Source organism: Arthrobacter globiformis (assembly GCF_030815865.1).
GTDB classification, from domain to species: domain Bacteria; phylum Actinomycetota; class Actinomycetes; order Actinomycetales; family Micrococcaceae; genus Arthrobacter; species Arthrobacter globiformis_B.
Genome location: NZ_JAUSXI010000001.1, coordinates 1,365,845 through 1,382,081, shown reverse-complemented (window position 1 = coordinate 1,382,081; position 16,237 = coordinate 1,365,845). Strand labels below are relative to the sequence as shown.

13 protein-coding genes are annotated in these 16,237 nt (G+C 66.4%); 11 read left to right on the top strand and 2 right to left on the bottom strand.

Going from position 1 to position 16,237, the window contains the following annotated elements; all coding sequences use genetic code 11:
- Positions 1-41: 41 nt before the first annotated feature.
- From QFZ33_RS06425 to QFZ33_RS06415, 3 genes are all read left to right on the top strand, one after another.
- Positions 42-179, top strand: a complete 138-nt coding sequence (locus tag QFZ33_RS06425) for a hypothetical protein (RefSeq protein ID WP_307025868.1) — start codon at positions 42-44, stop codon at positions 177-179.
- Positions 180-324: 145 nt separating this feature from the next.
- Entirely contained in the window at positions 325-477 is a 153-nt protein-coding gene (locus QFZ33_RS06420) for a hypothetical protein (protein ID WP_214847748.1), read from the top strand.
- Positions 478-607: 130 nt separating this feature from the next.
- On the top strand, positions 608-1,570 hold the full coding sequence (locus QFZ33_RS06415) for an SAM-dependent methyltransferase (RefSeq protein WP_307025865.1): 963 nt from the start codon (positions 608-610) through the stop codon (positions 1,568-1,570).
- A gap of 91 nt (positions 1,571-1,661) precedes the next feature.
- Here QFZ33_RS06415 and QFZ33_RS06410 read toward each other — a convergent pair whose 3' ends face one another.
- A complete protein-coding gene (locus QFZ33_RS06410; RefSeq protein WP_307025863.1) occupies positions 1,662-2,939 on the bottom strand; it encodes an aspartate aminotransferase family protein in 1,278 nt (425 codons plus the stop codon).
- A 66-nt stretch (positions 2,940-3,005) separates the two neighbouring features.
- Between QFZ33_RS06410 and QFZ33_RS06405 the strand changes: the two genes are divergently transcribed.
- The 4 genes from QFZ33_RS06405 to QFZ33_RS06390 all read left to right on the top strand — a co-directional run bounded on the left by QFZ33_RS06405 (position 3,006) and on the right by QFZ33_RS06390 (position 7,756).
- Complete coding sequence (locus QFZ33_RS06405; RefSeq protein ID WP_307025860.1) at positions 3,006-3,992, top strand: D-2-hydroxyacid dehydrogenase; 987 nt, start codon at positions 3,006-3,008, stop codon at positions 3,990-3,992.
- 90 nt (positions 3,993-4,082) lie between these two features.
- Complete coding sequence (locus QFZ33_RS06400; protein ID WP_307025857.1) at positions 4,083-5,264, top strand: M24 family metallopeptidase; 1,182 nt, start codon at positions 4,083-4,085, stop codon at positions 5,262-5,264.
- Positions 5,265-5,267: 3 nt separating this feature from the next.
- The gene (locus QFZ33_RS06395; RefSeq protein ID WP_307025855.1) at positions 5,268-6,521 is read left to right on the top strand and encodes an aminotransferase-like domain-containing protein; all 1,254 of its coding nucleotides are present in this window, start codon (positions 5,268-5,270) and stop codon (positions 6,519-6,521) included.
- On the top strand, positions 6,518-7,756 hold the full coding sequence (locus QFZ33_RS06390) for a M20 family metallopeptidase (RefSeq protein WP_307025853.1): 1,239 nt from the start codon (positions 6,518-6,520) through the stop codon (positions 7,754-7,756). Before QFZ33_RS06395 ends, QFZ33_RS06390 begins: the two co-directional genes overlap by 4 nt.
- A 190-nt stretch (positions 7,757-7,946) precedes the next feature.
- Here QFZ33_RS06390 and QFZ33_RS06385 read toward each other — a convergent pair whose 3' ends face one another.
- Positions 7,947-8,459, bottom strand: coding sequence for a DUF3830 family protein (locus QFZ33_RS06385; protein ID WP_190607779.1), 513 nt, complete (start codon positions 8,457-8,459; stop codon positions 7,947-7,949).
- 221 nt (positions 8,460-8,680) lie between these two features.
- Here QFZ33_RS06385 and QFZ33_RS06380 point away from each other — a divergent pair, with 221 nt between their 5' ends.
- The 4 genes from QFZ33_RS06380 to QFZ33_RS06365 all read left to right on the top strand — a co-directional run bounded on the left by QFZ33_RS06380 (position 8,681) and on the right by QFZ33_RS06365 (position 16,139).
- A complete protein-coding gene (locus QFZ33_RS06380) occupies positions 8,681-9,958 on the top strand; it encodes an aspartate aminotransferase family protein (RefSeq protein WP_307025851.1) in 1,278 nt (425 codons plus the stop codon).
- 7 nt (positions 9,959-9,965) lie between these two features.
- Entirely contained in the window at positions 9,966-13,040 is a 3,075-nt protein-coding gene (locus QFZ33_RS06375; RefSeq protein WP_307025849.1) for an FAD-binding and (Fe-S)-binding domain-containing protein, read from the top strand.
- Positions 13,037-14,530 (top strand): NAD-dependent succinate-semialdehyde dehydrogenase, encoded by a 1,494-nt coding sequence (locus tag QFZ33_RS06370; RefSeq protein WP_307025847.1) that lies wholly within the window; start codon positions 13,037-13,039, stop codon positions 14,528-14,530. Before QFZ33_RS06375 ends, QFZ33_RS06370 begins: the two co-directional genes overlap by 4 nt.
- A 193-nt stretch (positions 14,531-14,723) precedes the next feature.
- Positions 14,724-16,139 carry an amidase gene (locus QFZ33_RS06365; protein WP_307025845.1) on the top strand — a complete coding sequence of 472 codons (1,416 nt, stop codon included), beginning with the start codon at positions 14,724-14,726 and terminating at the stop codon, positions 16,137-16,139.
- Positions 16,140-16,237 lie beyond the last annotated feature (98 nt).

Sequence of the window (16,237 nt, the reverse complement as noted above, 5' to 3'; positions counted from 1 at the left end):
CGGCCGAGGAGTACGCCGTCGTACATTTCTGGAGGGGCAATATGAAGATTTCAATGAATTCAACGGCGGCATTCCGCGGGACAACCGCGCGAGACATCGCGGTTGCCAAGGCGGCGGGGTACGACGCCTCGCTGGTTGCCTCCACGATGCGCAACACGGTCCGCATGCTCCTGGCCTGACAGTTCCGGGATTCGGTGCTGCGATGCCATGTGAGCATACGGATACAAAAACGAAACGTGGAGGCGACGCCATGAAACATGCCATGGCTACGCTAATTCATACCTGAGAGAGTGTCATCCGCAGGTCAATTGAAAGGAAATAGCCATGCTTTGGAATACCTTGAACCTGTTTTTCAATTCCTCACCCAATGATGGGAACTCCGCATTCGGCGAGGCCGGATCGAACACCGATTTTCCCCAGGGCCAGCTCACGTCCTCCGCCTGGGAAGGCTGGTGGGACAACCCCGCGCAGGCATGACAGGCATGGGGATCGCCGGCCGTTGAACCGGAGCCCCGCCCGGTCTGCGCCGGAAAGCCGTTTGCGAACCGTCGTAGCCACCACGGGGTAGGCTCGCCAACAGGGATCCACGACGGCGGGGAGGCCAGGCATGACTGAACCTACAGGCAGTACCGAACTCGAGGACCAAGGGCTGCCATGGACGGCCCTTGCCGTGGCCGCGGGCCGTGCCGTTGAGACGTCACGGGCCGACGCGCTTGTGACGGATCGATTCGCTGCTGCATTGGTGGTGGCCGCGCGCTCCCATCTGGACCTGCCGACAGTGTGGCCGGCGGAACCGGCGGAGGCCCCTCCCCTGCAGCAGCCTCTTCTGCTGGCGTCCATCTACATCGGCATGCGGACGCGGTTCATCGACGATTTCCTGCAGTCCGATACGCCCACCGTACAGACCGTGGTTCTCGGGGCGGGCCTCGACACCCGGGCGTTCCGGCTGGACTGGCCGGACGGTGCCAGGGTCATCGAAATCGACAGCGCCACCGTCCTGAAGTTCAAGGCGCACGTGCTGAGCCGGCTTGCTACGGAGCCTAGGTGTGCACTGATTTCCGTGCCCGCGGACCTGTCCCTGCCGTGGCGCGAGCAACTCCTCGCCGCAGGCTTTGACCGTGGGGAGCCCACCACGTGGGTCCTCGAAGGCCTGCTGCCCTACCTGGATGCCGCTTCCCAGCGTGCCGTGCTGGAGGAAGTGGCGGCGTTGTCGGCGCCGGGATCGCGGGCGGTGATAGAGCGCGCCGTGCCCCTGCCGAGCACGGACGACATCGAAGCCAAACTGCGCGAGTTCAGTGAGCAGACAGGCCTGCCCATGAGCGAACTGCTGGCGCGGGCCGACCCGCCGGACCCGGTGGAGCTGCTCGAACCAGCAGGCTGGCGCTGCAGCGGGCACACGGTTGAGGAGCTGTGTGCGACGTACGGCCGGGTCCTGTCACTGGACGCGGACGCCGGGGCAGGACCAGGCGGGACCGGTCCGGGCGAGTATGGACCGGAGCGCACAGAACCGGAGCAACAGCCGGCGCCAGCCCAGTCCCGGGGCGGCCTCGTGACAGCTTGGCTGCCGTGAAACAGCTTCATAATGCTGGCTTGAGGACGCGGCTGTGCCCTGCACGCACCTCCAGTCATGGAGGCCCGCGCAGGGCACAGCCGTTGCGTTCCTAGGCTCCTGTGGTGGCGGGGATGGCTCCGGTGACGGCGCCGACGGCGGTTTCGAAGCGTTCCAGGCCGAGGGTGATTTCCTCGGCGGTGACGACCAGGGCGGGGATGAGGCGTACGACGTTGCCGGCCGGGCCGCAGGTCAGGGTCAGCAGGCCCTGGGTGGTGGTGGCCTGCTGGACCGCGGCGGCGGTTGTGGCGTCGGGGGTGCCGTCCTCGGCGGTGAATTCGATGCCCTGCATCAGCCCGCGCCCGCGGACGTCGCCGATGACGGGGAAGCGGGCCTGGATTTCCTTGAGGCCGGCCTGCAGCTGCTCGCCGCGGATCCGGGAGTTCTCCACCAGCCCTTCTTCCTGGACCACTTCCAGGGTCGCGACGCCGGCCGCGGCGGAGACGGCGTTCCCGCCGTAGGTGCCGCCCTGGGATCCGGGCCAGGCCTTGGACATGGTCTCGGTGGACGCCGCGATCGCCGAGATCGGGAAGCCCGAGGCGATGCCCTTGGCCGTGATGATGATGTCCGGGGTGGCGGTGGAGTACTGGTGGCCCCAGAACCTGCCCGTGCGCCCGACCCCGGCCTGGACCTCGTCGAAGATCAGCTGGATGCCGTACTTATCTGCACGTTCGCGCAGTCCTTCCATGAACGCCGGCGGGGTAGGCAGGTACCCGCCGTCGCCCAGGGCCGGTTCGATCAGGAACGCGGCGGTGTCATTGGGGGCGGTGCGGGTCTGGAACAGGTAGTCCAGTTCCTGCAGCGCGAACGCCACCCCGGCCGCCTCGTCCCACCCGTAGCGGTAGGCGTAGGGGAACGCGGACATGTGCACCCCGGACATCAGCGGCGAGAACCCGGCCGAAAACTTCGTGCCCGCCGTGGTCAGGGACGCCGCGGCGACCGTGCGGCCGTGGAAGCCGCCCTGGAACACCACAATGTTCGGCCGGCCCGTGGCCATCCGCGCCAGGCGGATCGCAGCCTCCACAGCCTCAGACCCGGAGTTGGCATAGAACACCGAATCCAGCCCGGCCGGCAGGACCTCGCCCAGCTTCTGGGTCAGCGCCAGCAGCGGCTGGTGCATCACAGTGGTGTACTGCGCGTGGATGATCTTGCCCACCTGCTCCCGCGCCGCCTCCACCACCTTCGGATGGCAGTGACCGGTGCTGGTCACACCAATACCGGTCGTGAAATCCAGATACGCCTGACCATCGGTGCCGTAAATCCAGGAACCAAGGGCATGATCCACGACAACAGGCGTTGCTTGCTTCAGTGCAGGGCTAAGAGAAGTCATGCGCTCCATGGTGCACAGCCGATCCGCTTATTGTCAACAATCATGCGATCCGGATATAGTTGTGGCGTGAGTAACACTAATAAGCGAATCCCCCGTGTTGTCATACTCGTCGCGGAAGGCCAGCCCAGCCCCTATAACCTCGCCGCCATAAGATCCAGCGCCGACGTCGTCCTGACCGATGCCGCCGGCCTCGCGGAAGCCTCCCGGGGTGCGGACATCCTGTTCCTTTGGGACTTTTTCTCGTCAGCCCTCAAGGAGGCCTGGCCGAACGCAGATTCCCTCCAGTGGGTCCATGTGGCCGCCGCCGGCGTGGACGCCATGATGTTTGACGAGCTGCGCCGCTCCGACGTGGTGGTCACCAATGCGCATGGAACTTTTGACCGGCCCATCGCCGAGTTCGTGCTGGCATCCATCCTCGCCCACGACAAACAGCTCCACCTCAGCAAGGCCCTGCAGCAGCAGGCCGTCTGGCGGCACCGGGAACTCACCCGCACCGAGGGCTCGCACGCCCTGGTGGTGGGCACCGGAGGAATCGGCCGCGCCACCGCCAGGCTGCTCCGTGCAGTGGGACTCGAGGTTCAGGGCATCGGACGCACGCCCCGCGGGGACGATCCCGACTTCGGCGCCATCCATGCCAGCTCCGAGCTGGCCGAGAATGCAGCCTGGGCAGACCACGTGGTGCTCATCGCGCCGCTTACGGAGCAGACGCGGAACATGGTGAACACCGATGTCTTGGCCGCCATGAAACCGACAGCACATTTGGTCAATGTGGGCCGCGGGGCACTTGTGGATGAAGAAGCTCTGATCAAGGCCCTCCAAGAGCGGCAGATCGCCGCGGCCTCGCTGGACGTATTCACCGAAGAGCCGGTCCCCGCAGACCACCCCTTTTGGAAGATGGACAACGTGCACATGTCCGCGCACATGTGCGGCGACGTTCTCGGCTGGCGCGATGCCCTGGCCGACCAGTTCCTGGCCAACCTTCAGCGCCGGTCCTCGGGCCAGGAGCTGGCCAACGTGGTGGACAAGGAGCGCGGCTACGTCAGAACGGTCTGACAGCGCTCACCACAAACGTCCGCAGTTTTGTGATTCACACCACAAAGGCTACTTTGTGAACAATCTACTATTTCTATCGGAGGTGTCTTTTTGCTGTTCAGCCAAGAGGAGTACGACGCCAGGCTCGCCGGTGTTCGTGTGCGCATGGCCAAGCAGGGTCTCTCCGCCCTGCTGGTCACCGACCCGGCCAACATCTACTACCTGACCGGCTACAACGCCTGGTCCTTCTACACCCCGCAGCTGGTTTTCGTGCCCGCCGACGGACCCATGCTCCTCTTTACCCGGGCCATGGACGCCGGCGGCGCGTCCCGCACCACCTGGCTGCCCGAGGAATGCATCGTGGGTTACCCCGAACAGTACGTCCACCGCCCGCACGTGCATCCCTTCGACTGGGTGGCCTTCGCCCTTCGTGAGCGCTACCTCATTGCCCCGGCCGCCAAGGGATGCGTGGGCCTGGAAATGGACTCGCACTTCTTCTCCCCCAAGGCCTACCGGTCCCTGGTCAACGCCATTCCCGAATGGACGCTCGTGGACAGCTTCGAGCTGGTCAACTGGGTCCGTTCCATCAAGTCCCCGGCCGAGATCCAGCTGATGCGCGGCGCAGCGCAGGTCTGCATGGCGGCTATGCAGGCCGCCGTGGAGACCATCGACGTCGGCGTGCGCCAGTGCGACGCCGCAGCAGCCATCAGCCAGGCGCAGATCAAGGGTGCCGGCGGCATCGGCGGTGACTATCCGGCCATTGTGCCGATGCTGCCCACCGGTGAAGCTGCGGACACCCCGCACCTGACGTGGAGCGAGAACCGCTTCGAAGCGGGACAGGCGGTGGTAATCGAACTCGCCGGCGCCCACCAGCGCTACCACACACCCCTGGCCCGGACGCTGACCCTCGGCAAAAAGCCGGAGCGCCTGGCCAAGTTGGCAGACGCCGTCGCGGACGGCCTCAACGCCGTACTCACCGAAGTGCAGCCCGGCGTTCCTGTCCGCGAACTGGCCCGCGCCTGGAACTGGACGCTGGCCAAGTACGGCCTGGAAAAGCCGTCCCGCATCGGTTACTCGATCGGCGTCGGCTATCCCCCCGACTGGGGCGAGCGCACCATTTCCATCCGCTCCGAGGATGAGTCCATCCTCGCGGAGAACATGACCTTCCACGTCATCGGCGGCATGTGGATGGACAACTACGGCTACGAACTCTCCGAATCAATCCGCGTCACAGCCGACGGCGTGGAAACCTTCACCAGCTTCCCCCGCGAACTCATCCAGAAAGGCGGCTAGGTCATGACCGTTGACCACATCGCCACCCGCTCCCGCGCAGTGCTTCCCCTCGCCGACCGTGCCGCCGACCTCGTCGGTTCCGTCATCGATTCCAGCACTTCCCTGCTGGCCTCACAGACCCACGACATTGTCCGCTTCGCCATGGGCTCCCCGGCCGATGAGGCGGTGCCGCTGGAGGAATTCCGCGACATCGCCCACCAGGTCCTGGATCACAGCTCCATGACCTACGGCGCCACCGAGGGTGAACCCGTGCTCCTCAAGGCCCTGGTGGACTACCTGGCGGAAACCTCGGACCCCACTTCCGAGGAACGCGTCACCATCACCGCCGGCGGCATGCAGGGGCTGGACATTGCCTGCAAGCTCTTCATCAACCCCGGCGACCTGGTGATCGTGGAAAGCCCCACGTACACCAACGGCAGCGCCACCGCCCTCAGTTACGGGGCCGAACTGCTCGAAGCACCCACTGACGAGAACGGCCTCATCGTCGAGGCCCTCCCGGACCTGATTGCCGCTGCTGGCCGAACACCTAAGGCCATCTACACCATTCCCAACTTCCAGAACCCGGCCGGCGTCACCCTCTCCCTGCCGCGCCGCCACCAGCTGCTGGAACTCGCCCACGACTGGAACTCCGTCATCATCGACGACGATCCTTACGGTCTGCTCCGCTTCCAGGGTGAGGACCTGCCATCCCTGCAGGCCCTCAGCCCGGGCGATCCCCTGCTGTTCTCCGTCCGCACGTTCTCCAAAATCCTGGCCCCAGGCCTGCGCGTAGGCTGGGTGGACACGGACCCGGCGCTGCGGCAGCTGGTGATCAACGCCAAGCAGGCGATGGACACGTGCACCAACGTTCCTGCGCAGCACATCGTTGCCGAGTTCATTCGCCGCGGTGGACTGGACAACCACCTCGCAGGGCTGCGCACAGAGTACAAGCGCCGCAAAGACTCGATGCAGGAGAGCCTGCGCCGGAACCTCGGCGACAGGGTCACCACCACCGATCCTGAAGGCGGCTTCTTCCTGTGGCTCACCCTCCAGGGTGAGGACGCCCGGATCTCCACGCGGAAGCTCTTCGAGACGGCCCTGGCAGAAGGCGTCGCCTTCATCCCCGGACCGGCCCTTTCCGCCAGCGGAAAGTTCGACGACGCCCTGCGGCTCTGTTTCGCATCCACCACTCCCGAACGGGCCGAGGAGGGCATCATCCGCCTCCGCAACGCCATGGACCGGGAGCTGGCGGCACTGAAGGCCGGGGCTCCGGTATGAGTTCCGTCCCTGACACGCACGTGCTCGGGAACAACCTGCGGGACGGGGAACTGCTGGAACACAGGGTCCTGAACCTGATCAGCGAGCCTGATCTTGTTGCCCTTACCAAGGTTCTCGTGGCCGCCGGGGGCGAAAACCCCGGCGGGACGGAAGCGGCAACAGTAACGGTCCTGGAAGACTTCTGCCGCGCCGCCGGACTGGACGTATCCACGGAAACCGTCGCCCCGGGACGGCCGAACTTCACGGCCGTCTTGCCCGGCGGCCGGGCGCCCGGCCTGCTGTTCCTGGGACACTCCGACGTCGTGCCCGCCGGGGACGGCTGGGAGCGGCCGCCGCTCGAACCCTATGTCCGGGACGGCCGGCTCTTCGGCCGAGGGTCAACCGACATGAAAGGCGGCCTGGCCGCCGTCGTCATCGCGCTGAAGGCACTCAAGGAGGCAGGCGCAGACCTGCCCTTCAACGCTGCGCTGGCATGCACGGTGGACGAGGAGGACCTGGGTATCGGCATCCGGGCATACACCGCCGTCGCACTGGCCGACCCGCTCTTTTCCTACTCGGCGTGCGTGGTGGCCGAGCCCACCGACCTCGAGACGGTGATCGGCTGCCGCGGGGACAGCTACATTGAACTGAAAGTGACCGGCAAGTCAGCCCACTCCGGCCGGCCGGCGGACGGCCGGAACGCGATTGATGCAGCCGCGAAGATCCTGGATCTGGTCCGCGACGATCACGCCCGGCTGCAGGCCGGGCAGGACCCGCTGCTCGGCGCAGGCAGCTGGAACATCGGGCTCATCAGTGGCGGCACCGGCACCTCCATGGTGGCGGCCGAATGCACCGTGTCCTTGGACCGGCGGCTCATGCCCGACGACGACGCGCACCTGATTTTGGACAGGCTCCGGGCGCGGATCAGCGAAGCCGGCATCGATACCGACGGCATCTCCGTGACGGCGGAGGTCACCATGGAGATGCCCGGCTTCCGTACGCCGGCGGACCATCCGCTGGTGGCGAACTCCGTCTCCGCGCTGGCCGACGCCGGCGTGGACAGCGCGGTCACCGGCTGGACAGCTGCCTGCGATGGCGGCTTCATTGTCCGCGACCTCGGCGTCCCGGCTGTTGTCATGGGCCCCGGCGGACTCAACGACCAGGCGCACCAGGTGAACGAGTCCGTGAGCATCGCAGAGCTCGTTGCGGCAGCCCGCGCCTACGCCCTGATGTGCCTGCGGCACGGCCGGAGCTGACAGCTTCCTTCAAACCGCGTCCGTAGGCCCTAGCCTGACAATGAAGAACGGCAAATCCAGAACGGCCGGCTGCACCTTTCGTGCAGCCGGCCGTACTTCTGCTTCCGCTGGCTTGTTGGCGCTTCCGCCGGAAAACAATGCAGCCGGGCCGCTGGAAGCGGCCCGGCTGCGGGTAATCGTGGGTGCGTCCCTAGGGAGTGGAGTCAACCGCACGGGAGTACGTCAGCGTCTCGTCGCGGGCGCCGCCCATCCAGATGTCCTGGCAGGCTGCCGCCATCTCGTCGAGGCCCTCAACGATGGTGGCGAACACATTCCCGGGAACCCAGCCGGTGTCGCCGTTCAGCAGCAGGTTGTTGCGTCCGTAGAACACAGCCAGGTCCACGATGGTCTGGACGGCGTCGGTGTCGGAATCCTGCTCGTAACCGTGAGAGGGCGTCTTCAGGTCGTTGGACGTGAACGTGAAGTAGCAGACGTCTCCGGGGATGGGAGTGACAGTGGTGTTCTCGGCCCCCGGTTCCTGCGGGGCGAAGGCCGGGACGAGGTTATAGATCTCGTTGCGGGCGTACTTACCGTGGAACACCTGGCCGCTGAGCGGCAGGGCGTCCCAGACCGCCTTGCTGGTGCGGGGGGCGACGTCGTCGTGAAGGAGTGCCTTGCAGGTGACTCCCCGCTTCTCGAGGGTGATGTTGATGTACCGCGCCATGTTTGGTTACTTCCTGGTTGGAGTTGATAACAGTGCGTTTTGCTGTTCCGTGCTCTCAGGCTATGTGGCGGGAATCACGATTGTCAACAATCCTACCTACGGTAATAGCAGCACCTTGAGTGACCGCGACCATGCTCTTCAAGGTGATGGGAAGCACCTTTAGGGACCAGGAAGTGGTGACTATTGTTGACAATCGGGCAATTTGAGGGAGAATTATCTGCATGACTTCTCTTAGCCCTGCACTGAAGCAAGCAACGCCTGTTGTCGTTGATCATGCCCTTGGTTCCTGGATTTACGGCACCGATGGTCAGGCGTATCTGGATTTCACGACCGGTATTGGTGTGACCAGCACCGGTCACTGCCATCCGAAGGTGGTGGAGGCGGCGCGGGAGCAGGTGGGCAAGATCATCCACGCGCAGTACACCACTGTGATGCACCAGCCGCTGCTGGCGCTGACCCAGAAGCTGGGCGAGGTCCTGCCGGCCGGGCTGGATTCGGTGTTCTATGCCAACTCCGGGTCTGAGGCTGTGGAGGCTGCGATCCGCCTGGCGCGGATGGCCACGGGCCGGCCGAACATTGTGGTGTTCCAGGGCGGCTTCCACGGCCGCACGGTCGCCGCGGCGTCCCTGACCACGGCGGGCACGAAGTTTTCGGCCGGGTTCTCGCCGCTGATGTCCGGGGTGCACATGTCCGCGTTCCCCTACGCCTACCGCTACGGCTGGGACGAGGCGGCCGCGGTGGCGTTCGCGCTGCAGGAACTGGATTACCTGTTCCAGACCCGCACCGCCCCCAATGACACCGCCGCGTTCCTGATCGAACCGGCCCTGGGCGACGGCGGCTACCTGCCTACCCCGCCGGCGTTCATGGAAGGACTGCGCGAACGTGCAGATAAGTACGGCATCCAGCTGATCTTCGACGAGGTCCAGGCCGGGGTCGGGCGCACGGGCAGGTTCTGGGGCCACCAGTACTCCACCGCCACCCCGGACATCATCATCACGGCCAAGGGCATCGCCTCGGGCTTCCCGATCTCGGCGATCGCGGCGTCCACCGAGACCATGTCCAAGGCCTGGCCCGGATCCCAGGGCGGCACCTACGGCGGGAACGCCGTCTCCGCCGCGGCCGGCGTCGCGACCCTGGAAGTGGTCCAGGAAGAAGGGCTGGTGGAGAACTCCCGGATCCGCGGCGAGCAGCTGCAGGCCGGCCTCAAGGAAATCCAGGCCCGCTTCCCCGTCATCGGCGACGTCCGCGGGCGCGGGCTGATGCAGGGCATCGAATTCACCACCGAGGACGGCACCCCCGACGCCACAACCGCCGCCGCGGTCCAGCAGGCCACCACCACCCAGGGCCTGCTGACCCTGACCTGCGGCCCGGCCGGCAACGTCGTACGCCTCATCCCCGCCCTGGTCGTCACCGCCGAGGAAATCACCCTCGGCCTGGAACGCTTCGAAACCGCCGTCGGCGCCGTCACCGGAGCCATCCCCGCCACCACAGGAGCCTGAGCACTCCATGATTGACGCCGCACATCCCCCAGCGACCCCGGCAACGGACGCCGGCAAGCAAGGTGAGGACACCACGCAGCCTGCGGTCCTGGCACGCCTGGCGTCGGCCGGCGTGGCAGCGGACAGTTCGCCGCGCCGCCTCGCCGAGTACTCCTACGACGCCTCCAACTACCGGGTGGCACCGCTGGCCGTGGTCTTCCCGCACACCGTCGAAGACGTCATCGCCATTGTTGCCGCCTGCCGCGAAACGGCAACGCCGCTCATCGGCCGCGGTGGCGGAACCTCCATGGCCGGGAATGCCATGGGTCCCGGCGTCGTCCTGGACTTTTCCCGGCACATGAACCGCATCCACCGCATCGATGAGGCCGCCGGCACGGTGGCCGTGGACCCGGGAGTCGTCCTCGCCGTCCTCTCCCGTGAAGTCGAGAAGGCAACGGGCCACCGCTACACATTTGCCCCGGACCCGTCCTCCAAGAACCGTGCTTCCGTCGGCGGGTCACTAGGGAATGACGCCTGCGGCAATCACTCCGTCCGCTACGGCCGGACCTCTGATCACGTGGCAGAGATCGACGTCGTCACCTCCGACGGAGCCCGGCTCACCGCGACGGCCACCGGACTGCGCGCAACCGATCCCGCGGACGCGGACTCCGAACAGCGCGCTGCTGTCCTCACGGTGCAGCTCAAGGAACTGGCCCACAACAACCTGGCCGGGTTCCGCACCGAGCTCGAACGCATCCAGCGCCAGGTCTCCGGCTACCATCTGGCCAACCTGTTGCCGGAAAAGGGCTTCAACGTGGCCCGCGCCCTGGCCGGGTCTGAAGGGACCTGCGCCGTCATCGTGGGCGCACGGATGAAGCTGGTCCCCAAACCTGCCAGCGCCCTGCTGGTCTGCCTGGGCTATGCGGATGTGGTGGATGCAGCCAAAGACATCGGGACCATCCTGGAGTTCTCCCCCGCTGCCGTGGAAGGCATCGACGAGGCGATCGTGGACACCATGCGCTTCCGCCGCGGGGACCGCTCCGTGCTTGGCTTGCCCGAGGGCAAGGCCTGGCTCTATGTCGACCTCGACGGCGACAACCCCGGCGAGGTTCAGGCCGAAGCGGACCGCCTGCTTGCCCGCCTGAAGGAAAACGGTCGGCTGGTGGACGGCCGAACAGTTCCTGACAGCATCGAGCGCGCATCCCTGTGGCGTGTGCGGGAGGACGGCGCCGGGCTCTCTGCACGGCTCTCCACCGGAGGTGAATCCTGGCCCGGCTGGGAGGACTCCGCCGTGGCACCCGAAAGGTTGGCCGACTACCTCTTCGACTTCCGCGAACTCCTCGCACGCCACGACCTCAAGGGTGTCATGTACGGCCACTTCGGTGCCGGCTGCATGCACATCCGCATCACGTACGACCTGCGCACCGAGGCAGGCCGGGACGTTTTCCGGAAGTTCACGCGCGAAGCCGCCGAACTGGTGGTTCGGCACGGCGGCTCGCTCTCCGGCGAGCACGGCGACGGCCGGGCCCGCTCGGAACTCCTGCCGATGATGTACTCGCCGGGCATGCTGGCGGCTTTCGGCGACTACCGCCGCATCTGGGACCCTGCAGGAATCCTGAATCCGGGATCGCTGACCGAGGCGGACGCGATGGACGCCAACCTTGCCCTCGACGGTGTTCCGCAGCGGCAGTGGCGGACCAGCTTCGATCTCCGCCCGCTCGGCGCCGGCGGCGGCTCGCTGGCCGAGACCGACTCCCCCGATACTTCTGCTGGCAGCGGCGCGGACCCCTGGGTCCATGCCGTCCAGAGCTGCATCGGCGTCGGCCGCTGCCGCACGGATGCCGGCGGTGTAATGTGCCCGAGCTACCGCGCCACCAAGGACGAAAAGGACTCAACCCGCGGCCGCTCGCGCGTGCTGCAGGACATGGTCCGCGGGGCCCGCACGGTGGAGGAAGGCTGGAAGTCCGAGGAGGTCCGCGAGGCACTTGACCTCTGTCTTTCCTGCAAGGCCTGTTCCAGCGACTGCCCCACCGGCGTCGACATGGCCACCTACAAATCCGAGTTCTTTTCCCACTACTACGACGGCAAGCGGCGCCCGCTTTCGCACTACTCCCTGGGCTGGCTGCCACGCTGGCTCAAGGTCACCGGGCGGATGGCGCCGCTGGTCAATGCCGTAATGTCCACGCCCATGGCTAAGGCAGCGTCCGCATTGGGCGGTCTCACCACCAAGCGGGCACTGCCCCGCTTCGCGGGAGCAAGCGAGTGGCGCCGAGAGGTGGCCGCGGCCGGCGTCGGGCCTGTCCGCAAGCCCGGTGACGGCGGCAACCCACCAAGCGGGGACGGCGTGGTCCTGTTCGTGGACACCTTCACCCGCGGCTTCCGGCCGGAGGTGGCAGGAGCAGCGGCACGGGTTCTGGCTAGCACGGGTTCCGCCACCGAATGCTCCGCGGACGCCTGCTGCGGCCTGACATGGATTTCCACCGGACAGCTGGATACGGCCAGGAAGCTGCTGGGCAACGCCGCCGTCGCGCTCGACGACGGGACGGACCGTCCGATCGTGGTGGTCGAACCCAGCTGCGCCGCCGCGCTGCGCAAGGACCTTCCCGAGCTGGTCCATACGGACCAGGCCCGCAGGGTCGCAGCCAGGGTGCGCAGCTTCGCATCCCACATCGAAGAGCTTACCGAGTCAGGATGGACACCGGCTCCCGCGCAGCCGCTGCCGGACCGGGTGGTGCTGCAGACGCACTGCCATGAATACTCCGTCTTCGGCGCCGGCACCCAGCGCTCGGCGCTCGGCGCCGTGGGCGTCGCCGACGTCGTGGATGCCACCGGCTGCTGCGGCGTCGCGGGGAACTTCGGCTTCGAAAAGGAGCATTTCGACGTGAGCATGCAGGTGGCCGAACAGTCCCTGGCCCCCGCCCTGCGGCAGACGGATACGGATTCCGTGGTCCTCACTGACGGGTTCTCCTGTGCCATGCAGGTGCAGCAACTCGACAGTTCCAGACCGGGCCGCCATCTGGCCCAACTCCTCGACCCCGGCGAACAGGCAGACTTTGCCAGCCGCCAGCCACTCCCTTCCACAGCAGAAAAGGATCACTCATGACCATCCAGGCAACCACCAACTCCCGGACCTCGCAGAAGGCTCTGGACGCCGTCGCCAAGGTGAGCACCAACCTGTTCATCGACGGCGAATGGTCCGAGGCCGCTTCCGGCGCCCGGTTTGACGTCGTCAACCCGGCCACCGAGGAAGTCATCGCCACCGTGGCCGACGGCGGCCCGGAGGACGCCCGCCGGGCTATCGAAACCGCCGGCCGCGTGCAGAAGCAGTGGGCCAAGACCCCGCCCCGCGAGCGCAGCGAAATTCTGCGGCGCGCCTTCGACCTGATCATGGCCCGGCAGGACGAGCTGGCGCTCATCATGACCACCGAAATGGGCAAGCCGTTCGCCGAAGCCAAGGGCGAGGTGGCGTATGCGGCAGAATTCTTTCGCTGGTTCTCCGAGGAGGCCGTGCGCATCGGCGGCGACCTGACCACCACCGGTGACGGCAAGAACCGCATTCTCGTCTCGAAGGAGCCGGTGGGCCCCTGCGTGCTGGTGACGCCGTGGAACTTCCCGCTGGCCATGGGCACCCGCAAGATCGGCCCTGCCATCGCGGCCGGCTGCACCATGGTCTTCAAGCCCGCCAACCTCACGCCTCTGTCCTCCCTGGCGCTGGTGGACATCCTGGTCGAGGCCGGACTGCCCAAGGGTGTGCTGAATGTGGTCACCACCACCAAGGCATCCGAAGTGGTCACCCCCTGGATGGAGAGCGGCATCGCCCGCAAGGTCAGCTTTACCGGATCCACGGGAGTGGGTGTCCGGCTCCTGGAACAGGCGGCAAAGAACGTCATGCGTTCCTCGATGGAACTCGGCGGAAACGCGCCCCTGATCGTGTTTGAGGATGCCGACCTGGACCGCGCCGTCGAAGGCGCCTTCGCAGCGAAGATGCGGAACATGGGCGAGGCCTGCACCGCCGCCAACCGCATTTTCGTCCAGCGCTCGGTCGCCGCCGAGTTCTCGGCCCGGCTCGCCAAGCGTCTTGGCGCACTCAAGGTGGGCGACGGCGCGGAGGAGGGTACCGACGTCGGGCCCTTGGTGGAAGCGAAGGCGCTGAACAAGGTCCAGGAACTGGTGGACGACGCCGTTGCCAAGGGTGCCACCGTGGTCTGCGGCGGTTCCCGCCCCGAGGGCAGCGGCTACTTCTACTCCCCCACGGTTCTTTCGGACGTCAGCCCGGACGCGGCGCTGATGAGCGAGGAGATCTTCGGCCCGGTGGCCCCCGTGATTCCCTTCGACACTGAAGAGGAAGTTGTCCGGCTGGCCAACGACACCCCCTGGGGCCTGGCCAGCTACCTGTTCACCCAGGACCTGGACCGCGCCTTCCGCGTGGGCGAGGAGCTGGAGGTGGGCATGGTGGGCCTGAACACCGGCATTGTCTCCAACCCCGCCGCTCCCTTCGGCGGCATCAAGGCCTCCGGTCTCGGCCGTGAAGGCGGCCGCGTTGGCCTGGATGAGTTCCTGGAGATCAAGTACATGGCCCTCCCCCGCCTCTAGGGCGGCGGCACCGCCGCAGTAAAGACGTCTTCCTCCGGGAACAGGCCGCCGCCTGTTCCCGGAGTCGTTTTCTCCCTATAGTTGATGTCAACAATCCTACGAGCAGGTGTGCCCTTCTTGATGCTGCAAGCCCCCGGCGCACTTAACCACGAGCAACCCTGGAACCCCAGCGGAACCAGTAGGAGGAACAAGAATGAGTGATCTTACCGATCTGACAGCAGTGGAGCTGTTGGCGGGATACCGGAACGGCACAGTCTCCCCTGTGGAGGCCACCCAGGCTGCCCTGGACGCCATTGAGGCGGGAAACGGCGACGTGAACGCGTTCGTCTCCGTCGAGGCAGAGAGTGCTTTGCAGGAGGCCAGCGAATCCGAAGCCCGGTGGCGACAGGGCGAACCCCTGGGCCCTGGTGATGGCGTCCCCACCTCCATCAAGGACATCTTTTACACGCGGGGCCGGCCCACGCTGCGCGGCACCAACCTGATCAATGCCGATGCGCCTTGGGATCAGGACGCGCCTTGCGTGGCGAGGCTGCGGGAAACAGGCGCCGTACTGATTGGAAAGACCACCACGCCGGAATTCGCCTGGAAGGGAGTGACCGACTCCCTTCGCCACGGCTCCACCGGCAATCCCCGGGCCCAGGGTCTGACGTCGGGCGGGTCAAGCGGCGGCAGCGCCACGGCCGTGGGACTCGGAATGGGCCCCTGGTCTGTGGGTACGGATGGCGGCGGCTCGGTGCGCATCCCGGCCGCATTCACCGGAACGGTGGCCATCAAGCCCACTTACGGACTGGTTCCCATGTTCCCTGCCAGCCCGTTCGGAACCCTTGCCCATGCCGGGCCCATGACCCGGACCGTGGAAGACACCGCCCTGCTGCTGGATGTGATCACGGGCTTCGATTCGCGCGATTGGTCCGCCCTCCCGACGCCGGCAGGGTCCTTCCTGGACGGACTGGACGACGGCGTCAAGGGGATGCGTGTCGCCTTCTCCCCCACGCTGGGTTTCGGCATCAACGACCCGGAGATCGAGCGGCTGGTGCGGGCCGCAGTGGATGTGCTGACGGACGCCGGCGCCGTCATCGAGGAAGTGGATCCCGGCATCGAGGATCCTGTGGAGGCATTCCACATTCTGTGGTTCGCGGGTGCTGCCAAGGTGCTTGAGGCCTATGGCCCCGACGCCATCAACAAGGTGGATCCCGGGCTGCGCCGTTCCATCCAGGAGCAGGGCGAGATCAGCGCCTCTGACTTCCTTGGTGCCACCGCTGTGCGTATGGACCTTGGGGTGAAAATGGGGCTGTTCCATGAAACCTACGACCTGCTCCTGACGCCCACCCTCCCCATCCCCGCTTTCCCCCGGGATCTGGATGCGCCTGAAGGCTGGCATTCCCCCAACTGGACCAGCTGGACTCCGTACACCTACCCGTTCAACATGACACAGCAGCCGGCGATCAGCGTTCCCTGCGGCTTCACCGCGGCCGGCCTCCCGGCGGGCCTGCAGATCATCGGCCCTCGGCACGCCGACCGCAAGGTGCTTCGGGCTGCACAGACGTACGAAAAGGCGGCAGCCTGGGGTACGGAACGGCCTGCACGCCTCGCCGCCCACCACAGGTAGCCGCACAACGTCCCCTCCGCGAAGTTCACGAACGGGGAAACAGGAAAGCAGAGGCGCCATTTTGCATATGGCGCCCCTGCTTTTTCCGTTTAAGGCCT